The organism is Nostoc sp., from assembly GCF_036917615.1.
In the GTDB taxonomy this organism is placed as follows: Bacteria; Cyanobacteriota; Cyanobacteriia; order Cyanobacteriales; family Nostocaceae; genus Nostoc.
On sequence record NZ_JBALCZ010000059.1, the window covers coordinates 21,836 to 34,457 of the forward strand.

Annotated in this window: 11 protein-coding genes; 3 read left to right on the forward strand and 8 right to left on the reverse strand. The window is 38.7% G+C overall.

Annotated features, from left to right (window positions below; genetic code table 11):
- Positions 1-27: 27 nt before the first annotated feature.
- Complete coding sequence (locus V7K85_RS20115) at positions 28-1,314, reverse strand: IS1/IS1595 family N-terminal zinc-binding domain-containing protein (protein ID WP_334815869.1); 1,287 nt, start codon at positions 1,312-1,314, stop codon at positions 28-30.
- A gap of 510 nt (positions 1,315-1,824) precedes the next feature.
- The gene (locus V7K85_RS20120) at positions 1,825-2,604 is read right to left on the reverse strand and encodes a phosphate ABC transporter ATP-binding protein (protein WP_334815871.1); all 780 of its coding nucleotides are present in this window, start codon (positions 2,602-2,604) and stop codon (positions 1,825-1,827) included.
- Positions 2,605-3,362: 758 nt separating this feature from the next.
- Here V7K85_RS20120 and V7K85_RS20125 point away from each other — a divergent pair.
- Positions 3,363-3,812 carry a hypothetical protein gene (locus V7K85_RS20125; protein ID WP_334815873.1) on the forward strand — a complete coding sequence of 150 codons (450 nt, stop codon included), beginning with the start codon at positions 3,363-3,365 and terminating at the stop codon, positions 3,810-3,812.
- A gap of 220 nt (positions 3,813-4,032) precedes the next feature.
- Here V7K85_RS20125 and pstB read toward each other — a convergent pair whose 3' ends face one another.
- The 5 genes from pstB to V7K85_RS20150 all read right to left on the reverse strand — a co-directional run bounded on the left by pstB (position 4,033) and on the right by V7K85_RS20150 (position 9,382).
- Positions 4,033-4,812 (reverse strand): phosphate ABC transporter ATP-binding protein PstB, encoded by a 780-nt coding sequence (gene pstB, locus V7K85_RS20130; RefSeq protein ID WP_334815875.1) that lies wholly within the window; start codon positions 4,810-4,812, stop codon positions 4,033-4,035.
- A gap of 41 nt (positions 4,813-4,853) precedes the next feature.
- Complete coding sequence (gene pstA / locus V7K85_RS20135) at positions 4,854-5,735, reverse strand: phosphate ABC transporter permease PstA (RefSeq protein WP_334815877.1); 882 nt, start codon at positions 5,733-5,735, stop codon at positions 4,854-4,856.
- Between the two features lie 188 nt (positions 5,736-5,923).
- The gene (gene pstC / locus V7K85_RS20140; protein WP_334815879.1) at positions 5,924-6,925 is read right to left on the reverse strand and encodes a phosphate ABC transporter permease subunit PstC; all 1,002 of its coding nucleotides are present in this window, start codon (positions 6,923-6,925) and stop codon (positions 5,924-5,926) included.
- Between the two features lie 178 nt (positions 6,926-7,103).
- Positions 7,104-8,147 carry a phosphate ABC transporter substrate-binding protein PstS gene (pstS, locus tag V7K85_RS20145; RefSeq protein ID WP_334815881.1) on the reverse strand — a complete coding sequence of 348 codons (1,044 nt, stop codon included), beginning with the start codon at positions 8,145-8,147 and terminating at the stop codon, positions 7,104-7,106.
- A 281-nt stretch (positions 8,148-8,428) separates the two neighbouring features.
- Positions 8,429-9,382: a stage II sporulation protein M gene (locus V7K85_RS20150; protein ID WP_334815883.1), complete on the reverse strand. Its 954-nt coding sequence runs from the start codon at positions 9,380-9,382 to the stop codon at positions 8,429-8,431.
- Between the two features lie 80 nt (positions 9,383-9,462).
- Here V7K85_RS20150 and V7K85_RS20155 point away from each other — a divergent pair, with 80 nt between their 5' ends.
- Entirely contained in the window at positions 9,463-10,308 is an 846-nt protein-coding gene (locus tag V7K85_RS20155; RefSeq protein WP_334815885.1) for a hypothetical protein, read from the forward strand.
- Positions 10,309-10,353: 45 nt separating this feature from the next.
- Positions 10,354-11,139: an RDD family protein gene (locus V7K85_RS20160; protein ID WP_334815887.1), complete on the forward strand. Its 786-nt coding sequence runs from the start codon at positions 10,354-10,356 to the stop codon at positions 11,137-11,139.
- A 554-nt stretch (positions 11,140-11,693) separates the two neighbouring features.
- Here V7K85_RS20160 and V7K85_RS20165 read toward each other — a convergent pair.
- Positions 11,694-12,479 carry a DUF1868 domain-containing protein gene (locus V7K85_RS20165; RefSeq protein WP_334815889.1) on the reverse strand — a complete coding sequence of 262 codons (786 nt, stop codon included), beginning with the start codon at positions 12,477-12,479 and terminating at the stop codon, positions 11,694-11,696.
- Positions 12,480-12,622: the final 143 nt, after the last annotated feature.

Below are 12,622 nucleotides of genomic sequence, written 5' to 3' on the forward strand. Positions count from 1 at the left end.
GATTATACGTAGACATTGAGAAAGTATTTACTTGTAGAGTAGCGGCGTTATCTCATATTCCTTGCCACTCGCCTTTAATGTAAATGTAGGAGATGATTCTAGATATTTGGTAAAATTGGAACCTAACTTTAATTTTTTAATAATTGAATTAGGAGATTCTCCAGTTATTTTCTGTATCTCAGTACCTAGCTTGGACACAGATAATTTAGTTTTGGGAGAATTTGTTTGGATATTTTGAATTATTTCCAATAGGAATTTATCTAATGTTTCTCTATCAGAAATTTTAGCAAAATCTTCTAGTTTTTCCTCTTGAATAAATTGTCTAGATGACTCTTCTGGAAGAGAAATTATTTCCTCAATTTGTGGCTGCTTTTGATTATAGTTGATATTGATATTGCATGTTTCTTGAAATAAACTAGCAATAGCCGCTAAACTGTTTAATCGAGCATTGATTGAATCTTGTTCATTTTTAATTAAATCTTGAATTTGCTCAACCACTTTTTCAAAGGATGGAACTTCTGTTGCCATTGATAAGGAATAATGAGTTAATTTGCCAGTATTCCGGTTTTCTATATGCAAATTTTGTCCTTGTCTACGTACCCAATAGACAATTAATCCTTGATTTTGGAGTTCGTTACAGAGGTGGATCAAAATTCCATCGCCAGAACAGACTAAGATTTCTTTAACTGTGGGATAAGAGCGTAAAACACAAGCACCAAGTGCGATCATTTTTGCATCAGCGCTGTCCTTACCTCCAGGTACATGGACAAGTTGATAGCCACGGTTATATAGTTCAATATCTTGCTTCCCAATACTGGGATTTCTCCAGTTAGCAAATGCCATTTTAACTTGGAGAGGATACTTACAGATACTGGCTAAAAATAATTCTGAATTAATATCTAATTTTAAGTTTTCTGCATCCAAAAGTAGAAGAGAAATTCCTGTTTCTAAGTTGTGTTTAATTTCATTTTTTTGCTGAATTTTTAGGAGTAATTGACTGAACGTAGCAGATTCTAGCCAATCAGGCGATAATATCGTTTGCAGTAGTTCTTCGGCTAATGTCAAACTAAAAGAACTAAGACTTTTCTCTGTAACTTTTTCTTCTGATAGGTTTTTTACTAAAGAAAGTTCTCTAGCTTCAGGTATAAATACTTTAGTATGCCCGTTGCTGTTAGCAAGCAAGTCACTTTCCAGGGAACAAGGGAATCCAGGCTCAAGGAATTGTTTGCCACAATTTTTGCAAAGGTAATTCTGCTTGTCATTCCGACGACCATTTTTTCGATATAAAGTAGATTCGCACCGGGGACATTTCATCTTGGGATTCAGGTGGTCTAGAGCAGAGATTTTTATTTAAGTATACAGTATAAAAACTTACTGTCAACGTCAGTTCGGATTGCCCAATACAAGAAAAACTCAAAACAAGGGGAAATTAAATTTAACCTGATGGAAAGCCCCAATAACCTCCTTAAAACCCTTATTGTTTTGATCAACTTTCAATTGCTAGGCACGCTGCACCGCAGTCTTCTTCACTGTGTTCAAGGACTATTTAGTATTTCATTTTCAGGTGCGGGTATATCATGGCGCTCGTATTCTATTGTGTTGGAAAATATACCTAGAGTACATACCGCATCAGGGACATTTCATCTTGGGATTCAGGTAGTCTAGAACAGATACTTATTTAGAAGCATATAGTATAAAAAATACTGTGCAAGTAAGTTTTTATTATTCAACGAAAGAAAAACTGTATGCGAGTGGAATTAAATTCAACTCCTAATTTCCTCTTATACTATGTGGTAGCCCTCTAAATAGCTAGAATCAAACACTTCAATTGATGCGGGCGAAAACGTAGTCGCGGGTACGAGAATCCACAGGGTTAGTAAAGATTTTATTTGTAGTACCAAATTCAACCATTTGAGTAATGCGATTTTCATTACTATAAAAGAAAGCCGTAAAATCAGATAGGCGAGGAACTTGCTGCATATTGTGGGTAATGATCACAATTGTCAATTCAGAGCGCAAGTTATGGATCAGATGCTCAATTTTCATACTAGCGACAGGATCAAGACCTGAACAAGGTTCATCCATCAACAGAACGTTCGGTTTGACTGCTAAAGCACGGGCAATACATAATCTTTGTTGTTGACCCCCAGAAAGCTCCAAAGCAGATTTGTGCAGCTTATTTTTTACCTCATCCCAAAGTTCGGCAGCTTTGATGGCAGATTCAACAATCCCATCTAATTCTACTTTCGGATGCCATCCAACTAATTTCACCCCATAGGCAACATTATCGTAAACGCTCATGGGAAAAAGATTTGGCTTAGGAAAAATCATACTAACTTGGCGACGTAAGCGATTGATGTTAACACGACGCTCATAAATACTCTGTCCAAAAAATTCTACTTTTCCTTCAACCCTCACTTCTCCTTCTAATTCAGTCATGCGATTTAACGATTTAAGAAAAGTAGACTTGCCACAGCCACTAGAACCAATAATTGCCGTGACTTGGTTTTGGAAAATATCCATTGACACGCCTTCAACTATCTTTTGAGTGTCGTAATAGAAGCTGAAGTTTTTGACTCTGATGGCTGGAATTAGTTTACTCATTATTCCTAAAACGTGTGAAACAAAACTTGACTAAGTTGACTAAGTAAAACAGTACAAATCAGCGTTGCTGTTTCATTATGTTACTCCCAAAAGGATATATTCATGGAAATTACGTAGCTATACAGCAGATAACGTGTTAGTAGACTGTGTTCCAGAATTGATCTTTTACAGACTTTTTATACCTACCTTTCGCAACTTAACCTATATGCCATCCTTTCCTATTAAAAAAGATTTGGGTTGGTTCGACTTAGAAATAGCTATGTAGAAATAAAAATATTATATACCCCTCATAGGTAGTCAGGAGCTAGGACATACATCAGGGACTTCCAAATAAAAAAATAATCAATCGCTTTGGTGAGTAAGGGGAGCAGCAGGGCAAACGCATCTAAATTACCCTTAATCACAAACAAGATTAAGAACTAACGAAAAAATCAGGATTTATCGTTTTATTTACTTTCCAAGACTCAATGCGATGTCTACGACGGGCTACGCCTACGCTAAAAACTTTGTCAATAAGTAGGGATTAATGAGATTATTTTTGAAACTGTTGAGAATATATCAGTCTTATTGACATGATGCGATCGCCCTAGTGGGAATGCCACAGTATTTATTGCTAGATACAACTAACAACTCAGTACTAGCGAGGGTTTTTTCCTCAAAAATTGAAAATATTATCAGTAATCTCAATTGTATTGGTCGGATAAATAGTGATAATTAATCTTAATAAGTTTTGGTTTGATTAATCACTATCATCTGTCATGACCATTACTCTCACACAAAAGGAAAATAGTGAACTGTGGGCAGAAGCTATACAAAACAGCCTGCAAAACTCAGAGCCTGATGAATTTATTTATCAAGTACCTAGGCAACTTGGTAAGGGCTATGTGCGAAATATCGAGGTATATCCCGATCTGTGGCTTTCAATTTCCGACTATGAATATCACGATGATGTATTAATTAAAATTCCTGCTCAGGGACATCCTTTGCAATTTTGTGTATTCCTCTCAGGAATTGTTACAGACGACTACGGACTCACGCAGATTTCTCCATCTCCAACGGAATCAGGATCATCCACCATGAAATCTAAATCACTCCGAAACATTGCATTTACTCTACATCGCTACCTCGGATTAATCGTAGGACTGCTGCTGATTAGACTTATCCGCAAATGCGAAATGCTTACTATACAATGGTTTTCTCGACTATAGTTGGCAGGGCAAACGTATCTTATTTACTAATAAAAACTAAGGAAGATTTCAAAATGACATAGATAATTGTAAAAATTGATGGGATGATAAATAAAATAAATCAAATATTTTGCCAAAATTAGATGCGTTTGCCCTGGGGTGAGCAGGGGAAGCAGGGCGAGAAGAAACCTGATAGTCGTATGCGATGCAGGAATTGAGTAATTTAATTTTTGGATGTTCCTCAACCGAAACGCCCTGAAATGTAGTCGCGGGTGCGGGGGTCTAATGGGTTGTTAAAGATTTGCTCTGTAGAGCCAAATTCAACCATTTGACCAATCCGACTTTCATCGGTGCTAAAGAAAGCCGTAAAATCAGAAACGCGAGCGGCTTGCTGCATGTTGTGGGTAACGATCGCAATTGTCAACTCAGACTGCAAACTATGGAGCAGTTCCTCAACTTTCATGGTAGCGATAGGGTCAAGAGCAGAGCAAGGCTCATCCATCAGCAGAACTTTCGGCTTAACTGCTAAAGCACGGGCAATACATAATCTCTGTTGTTGACCACCAGAAAGCCCTAAAGCTGATTTATCTAGCTTATCTTTCACTTCATCCCAAAGAGCAGCACTGTGAAGTGCAGATTCGACAATCTCATCTAATTTTAATTTTGAATACCTACCTGCTATTCTCATACCGTAGGCAACATTTTCGTAAATACTTATAGGAAAAGGATTCGGTTTTTGGAACACCATACCAATTTGGCGGCGTAACCGATTGATGTTGACACGAGGAGCATAAATATTCTGGCCAAAAAATTCTACATCTCCTTCAACTTTCACAGGCCCTTCTAATTCGCTAATGCGATTAAGAATTTTGATGAAGGTAGATTTACCACAACCACTAGGCCCAATAATTGCAGTTACTTGATTTTGATAAATATCTATTGACACCTTTTCAATTGCTTTTGTTGTGCCATAGTAAAAGCTGATATTTTTAACTTTGATAGCTGGAATTAGGTTATTCATACTTACCCAAGCTGTAAAACAAAACAAAACAAAATTTATTTTTACTTTATTCTTCTTTGGCTAATAACTAAGCGAGAGACAATACTGACACATAAAATTAAGCCGAGTAGAACTATACAAGTAGTCCATACTAATTGGCTTTTTTGCGGGTCGGGGTCATTGTAGAGGTTAAAAATCAATACTGGTAAGGAAGCTGTTGGACTTAACAATCCTTCTGACCAATCTAGACTAAATAAGGCAGTAAAAATTAAGGGTGCTGTTTCACCAGCCGCACGAGCTGCAGCTAATAAAATGCCTGTAGTAATTCCGGGAATTGCAGCAGTGACAACGATGCGAAAAATAGTTTGAAAGCGAGTTCCGCCTAAAGCAGCAGAGGCGAGGCGTTGAGATGTGGGAATAAGTTTTAAGGATTCTTCTGTTGTCAGTATAATCACAGGTAGCATAATCACGGCTAAAGCAAAACCACCTGCGATCGCACTAAATCCTTTAGTTACCAAAACTATCATACCGTAAGCGAATACGCCTACAACAATTGAAGGCACGCCTGTCAGAATACTGCTAATAAAACGAACAAGTCCAGTGATTGGATTGGTTTGACCAAATTCTGCCAAGAAAATTCCTGTGATTATCCCTGTGGGAATGCTTAAAATAGCACCAATTACCACCATGATTATGGTTCCCAAGATGGCATTGCCAAAGCCATTGTCAATCACTGCTTTGACAAACATATCTGATTTCAGTCCAGATATTCCCCGGACGAGAATTTCCCACAAAATTGATAATAAAGGAATGAGTGCTAGACCTGTCAAACCAAAGGCGATCGCATTCATTATATAAGTAAATATTACTCGTTCTGTTGGCAGAGGACTGCATAATTCTGTCGCCAGAGATTCATCAGTTTCTGACTGGATGTAACCACTCATATTTTTACAAATTTTGATTGGTAAACGTCTTGCTACACTAAGATAAAAAACTTTTGAGTTATAAAGTTTTTTAACGAATAATAAAGGGTGCAAACAGAAAAAATAGAGAATTTAACACATATTTTAATATTGTTATATCTTATATCTAAACTGTTGCATGTTTGTGTCCATATTAAATTTAAATAGCATTATTTATTTTTCCTGCCAACCCACTTTATCAATAGTACAGCGCCAAGATTTACAACTAGAGTCAACCCAAACAAAATCAATGCCAAATAGCTTAAAGCACCTATATGCAATCCCGGTTCAGCTTCGGCAAATTCATTAGCTAATACAGAGGGGATTGTATAAGCTGGATCGAGAAAAGAAGCACTGATTTGAGCAGAGTTGCCAATCACCATAGTGACAGCCATTGTTTCACCCAAAGCACGTCCTAAGGCGAGCATTGCTGCACTCACGATTCCAGAAAATCCTGCTGGTAGCAAAAGCCGAAAAATTGTTTCCCAACGGGTGCCACCCAAAGCCATAGATGCACTACGTAATTCTTTAGGGATAGCCATTAAGACATCACGAGTAATTGCTGCCATTGTGGGCAAAATCATAATGGCGAGAATAATTCCAGCAGTCAACATATTTGTCCCAGAAGGATCTTCTGTATTAAACAGTGGTATCCATTTAAAAGTGCTGGCTAGCCACTTTTGAAGAGGTTCTAGAACTGGAATAAAGACAAAAATTGTCCACAAACCAATAATGACACTGGGAATTGCTGCAATTAATTCAACAACAAATGCTAAGGTGATTCCTAGCAATGAAGGGAAGAAATTTTCACTCGTAACTAAGGCTACTGCTATTCCCACTGGGACAGCGAATAAAATAGCGATCGCACTACTTACCAAAGTTCCATAAATATAGGGTAATGCACCAAAAACCTGATTACCTGTATCCCAATCTTGTCCCCACAAAAATCCCAGTCCAAACTGCTTAATGGCTGGTAGAGCTTCGTGTAAAATTACCCAACTCATCAAAAATAGCACTGCAACGGTAATCACGGCAAAAAAGTATACTAACCATGTAAAACTTTGGTCAAACCAGAAATTTGTGCCGCTGATAGCTGTTAAATTGAAATTTTCATCGCCTAGATTTGAATCATGTGATGAATTTCTGCCGCCTGGTTGCGATGAATTTGCCATTCCAAATCAATCAAATAGATTTTTTTATTATTAATAGATTGAGTTGTTAACTCACCCTATTAGGAGAGCAAAGTAGTAAGATGATCCCCCCTAACCTCCCTTAAAAAGGGGGATCTTAAAAGTCCCCTTTTTAAGGAAATTGGGGGATCTCTTCTGCATAAGTCCTAAAGATTGCAAATTAAGGTTTGACAGAGCTATTCACTGTCTGAAGCACCCGATTTGCCACATCAGATGGAATCTTGGTGTAGTTGAGGTCATCGTTATATTGTTGACCGTCTTTCAATACCCAATTAATCCATTTTTTGACAGCATCAGCTTTAGAAGCATTAGCATACTGTTTGTAAACCATAATCCAGGTAAGACCTACGATGGGATAACCTTGTCCTGGATCTCCTACAAAAACGCGGTAGTTGTTTGGGAAAGTGACAGTTGACAAAGCTGCATTTGCAGATTCTAAAGAAGGAGCCACAAATTCTCCTCTCTTATTTTGTACCAGCGCTGATTTCAGATTGTTTTTTACAGCGTAGGCATATTCAACATAACCAATAGAACCAGGAGTACGAGATACTAAGGCAGCTACGCCTGGGTTGCCTTTGCCTTTGAGGACGTTTGGCAGATTCCATTTAGGAGCAGTGTTAGTTCCAACTCTGCCTTTAAAATAACCACTGGTAGCACTCAAGTGGTTAGTGAAAATGAAAGTTGTACCGCTACCATCGGCGCGAACAACAAATTTAATTGATTGATTTGGTAGATTGACACCCGGATTATCAGCTTTAATTTTTGCGTCATTCCATTTGGTAATTTGACCTGAGAAAATTGCTGGTAGTGTACTGCGGGACAATTTAAGATTATTAACGCCTGGAAGATTGTAAACCACAGAAACGGCACCACCTGCTGTAGGTACTAAGATTACACCGTTCTTGACTTTAGCGATTTCATCATCTTTCATTGCAGCATCACTACCACCAAAGTCAACGGTTCCAGCAGTGACTTGACGAATACCACCGCCACTACCAATTGCTTGGTAGTTAATTTTCAAGTCTGGATATTTATTCTTAACTTCACGAGCATAGCGTTCGTAAAGCGGAGCCGGAAAAGTTGCTCCTGCACCATTAAGAGTTTCAGCTTGTGCGATCGCACCAAAAAATGGACTGAGTGCAACAGAAGTTGTCACCACTGAAGTAGCAACGACACGATTCAAGATGGTGGTCAAAAAAACCATATTACCTCTGATTCAAGGAATACTTTTCTGCTGTAATTCCAGCCTTAAAATAACTTACATTTTTTTTGGTTAACGATGAATAAACAAAGGATTAAGGTGCGTTTAAATCTTACTTTAAATATTTTTTTATTTATTGATATTTGATTGAGTAGATTAGTTTGGTAAAAATATGCTGATGACAAACTTCAGTTTAATTTAAATAAATAAAAAATCTGTGGTTATCAGTGAGTCTGTGGAAAAATATTTTTTAAATTCAACAATCCGCTGCCACCTAAGTTATTTCATGTTTGCTTGCGGCTACAATACATTACCAAAAGTACAAATAATCCTATTCCTGCCAAATATTTAATCGGCTCAGGTACGCTGGGATTAGGTGAAAAAAAGCCTTCGATCGCACCAGCAATAATCAACATTGGTACAATCCCAAATACTAGCTGCACCGCTTGCGAACCGTAGAATTTAAGTGCATCCCCACGGCGATATTTACCAGGAAATAAAATTGCTCTTGCTAATAAAAATCCCGCACCCCCAGCAAAAAAGATGGCGGGTAATTCCAAGGAACCATGCGGCAACACAAACGCCCAAAAAGGATAAGCCAGATTATTTTGAGCAACCAAAGTACCAACAGCACCAATCAATAAGCCATTAAATACCATCAAATAAGCTGTGTATGCTCCAGCCGTGAAGCCACCAGCAACAGCCCCAAAAGACACCGACAGGTTATTGATCATGATACTGCTAGATGCCAGAGGTTCAACGCCGACAATTGACCCCATCCACAATTTATGCTCATCTCGCACCTTGGTAATCAAGCTTTCAGGTACTATCAACGACATAAAGCTAGGGTTTTGCCAGGAATACCACCAAGCTACTAGTGCCCCCACCAGAAACAGCCCTGTCGCCGCAGCAATATATGCAAATGTTTTCTGGACTATAGATGGTAATCCCCAACTGTAAAATTTTCGGATTGCCTGCCATTCCTGGCGCCGCGAACCTTGGTAAATCTGCGTATATGCACGAGTTGTTAAAGATTGTAAACTTTGCATCAAAGTATTGCCGATTTGCTGCGTGCGGGCACGAGCTAAATCTGCCGCTACTGAACGATACAAACTCGCTAACTCTCTAATTTCTGCTGCCCGTAAGGACTTTAACCCTTTTTTTTCTATCTGCCTTAATAGGGCATCCAAACGCTGCCAATTCGGTTCTCGTCGCGCAATCCAACGTTGAATATTCATGAATTTTAGCAACACTGAGTTTAACTTAGCTTAAGATAGCCTCAAATTCATCTCCGTAGTTTAAAGGTAAATTTGCCATTATGTCTGAAAATTTTGGATCTTTCAGTCAGATACAACCACTGAGTATCGGTAACGTTGTCAGTGCTGCGGTACGGTTGTATCGTTCTCATCTAAAGATTTATCTGAAACTGGCTTTAATTGCTCACTTGTGGATTATAGTTCCTATCTACGGCTGGGCAAAATATGCAGCCATTTCTGGACTAATTTCACGCTTGGCTTTTGGAGAATTGATTTACCAACCTGAAGGTGTTCAAACTGCCAGCAGCTATATTAATCCACGTCTTTGGTCATTTTTAAGAGTTGCTTTCCAAGTAGGAATATTTTTGATTCTAATTTATTTGGGACTAGCGATCGCGGGCGGTGTGCTAGCTGGCTTGATTGGAGTAGTATTAAAAGGAATATTAGGTACTTCAAGTATTATAGTCACAACCACATTGGCAATAATTGTAACGGCATGTATTGTGCTGTTGGGACTAACATGGTTTTACTCCCGTTGGATAGTAGCTGAGGTGCCCTTAGCAGTTGAGGAAAATATCAATGGTGGCGAAAGTGTTGCCAGAAGTTGGGAGTTAACTAAAGCCTCGGTATTTCGCATTCAGGGCGTAGTTTTAGTTGGTTTTGTGGTGACACTACCCTTGCTGTTTGTATTAAACTATATACCTAGCCTATTTTTAATAAAGCTTGAGCAAGGTTCTGCTATCTACTCGCTTGTGTATTTGATTTCTTGGATTGGAAGCTTTATAGGTGGAATTTTAATCATGCCATTCTGGCAAGCACTAAAAGCTGTTTTATACTTGGACTTGCGTACTCGGCGTGAGGGTCTAGGTTTGCAGTTACGAGAACCACCCTCGCAAGATTTTCGTTAACTCAACACCTTGATTCAACTCTATTAATTTTGAATTAGTTAAAATATGCGCTTTTTTAATCGCATCACATTCCAGACTCCAGAAAGTGTAGAGTTGGAATTTACTTTAGCGGGAATCGGCAATCGAGCTTTGGCACTGCTAATTGACTATACAGTCTTGACTGTAACCTTGCTTGTGTTTTTTCTTACCTGGACTATCTTTTCAACGCAACTGTTCAATTTTTTTGAGGATTTTATTACGAATGCTCAGAGTTTAAGACTTTGGTTGTTAGCAATTTTCTTCATTATCGTTTTTGCAATTTATATCAGCTATTTTGTATTTTTTGAAACTTTCTGGTTTGGGCAAACTCCTGGTAAACGGTTTGCTAAAATTCGCGTGGTTCGAGATAATGGTAGACTGATCGGGCTACAACAAGCAACGCTACGAGCCTTACTGCGACCCTTTGATGAGACTTTGTTTATTGGCGCATTTTTAATTATGTTTGGCCGTCAAGAAAAGCGCTTAGGTGATTTGGCAGCTGGCACAATTGTGATTCAAGTCCAAACACCTACTGCATCAGCGACATTAACAATTTCAGAACAGGCTAAGGTACTCAATCAGCAGTTAGTAGAAATTGCCGATTTATCGCAATTGTTGCCCGATGATTTTGCTGTTATTCGTGAGTATTTACAGCGACGTGATGCAATGTCATTAAAGGCAAGAGCCTCACTATCTCTAAAGTTAGCCGAGCAAGTTAAAACTATTATTAATTTAGAAAAGCTACCAGAAGCTGTTACACCTGATGTATTTTTAGAAGCTGTTTACCTCGTTTATCAACAACCAGAATTTTAGAGGATGTTTGAAAAGTTCTCTTTTCGGTATCAAAAGTTTTAGATCCCTCCAAATCTACGCCACTTGACGCTAGTCCGCTCAAGTCGGGAAACCCGCCCATGCGGCTGGCTCCTCTACTTGGAGGTTTTCCCCTTTCCTCGACTGGCGTGGGTTAGGGGGAATCTAAAAGTGCCTATCACAGGAAAACACTTTTCAAACAACCTCTTAGGCTAGAGATTTTATTTAGAGAATTGACAAAAAGCTAGGTTTACCTAAAAGACAAAATCATCGGATTTATCTTTGAGCTTATTTTCTCTGCTATGTATGTCTACAACTAGCGCGTAATTACAGGTGCTGTATCGAGAAACATTTAGCTAATGCATTACTAATCTTCATTCCTCTCCTCGCAACAATCGTTAGTTGATGGGTAATTTAGCCAAAATGCATTTGCAATACCCCTATTAACTGACTTTAGACAATTGCTTCATTTTCAAGAAGACATAACTAATAATCAGTAGTCAGTGGTTAGTAAGTGGAAACCACTGACTACTAACTACTAACTACTAACTAATTACTTAAAAATCTAAAATCGGCCAGTCTGGTTGGCGATAATAGCGTGTCATGTTGTCAAACTTTCGCAATTCGACGCGATTGATCACAAATTCTGGCAAATTCAACAGCCATTGTTCATTCAATTGAGAAAGCATTGTGCTGAAACTTGTGCGGTCTAAGTCAGATGAAACCTCCCCAAAATAGGCTAATGTAACATGGGCTGTGAAGTGATAATGCTGCTCAATACCCAAAGCAATTAACTTGGGATTTTGATAAATTGTTCGGCGAAATTTAATAATTTCCTCGTAGCAGCGTTCATCCTGAGGTACTAAACAAACGGCTACAGCTCTTGGCATTAGTATCAGTCCCAGCATTTGCCATTGAATCGGATGACTCCTGTTTGTCATCAATTGTTGATATTGCTGAAACATTTCGGCTAAACAAGAGTGTAACTCCTGGTCAAATTTGGGATTTTTTTCGCAGGCATCAAGGTAAGCACTGTCCCAAATTAAATCCGCTAAAGTCAGATGGAAGCTAGCAGGAGGTACAGGTACAATCAAATTACGGTCTACAGGCAACTGTAAAAGTTCCTGTTGGTAAGTCTGTAATTTGGCATAGAAAGCAGAGTTTTGTGATTCTTCTGCGGGCGGGGTAATTAGCGAATAGCCAGGAAAGGACGCTGCTTGTCTCAACCCAGAATGTGGCTGGAATTTAGAGGATTCTTGAATATGCTGGACTTGGGATCTGTAAGTTTCTGGCAGCGTCAGTCGTGCTAACCGATTTAAGTAAGTTTGATAGTTGTCGTCCAATCTTCATAGCCTCACGCTCTCACTTGATAGATTTTAGGGAAAATTATCCCGATTAGCAGAGTCATTTAAAAAGTATTTAGTTTTTGGGTGTGATGATTGAGGGAGTTAGGAGCAAAACCGGAGACGGTTTGCCTCCGGTTAGG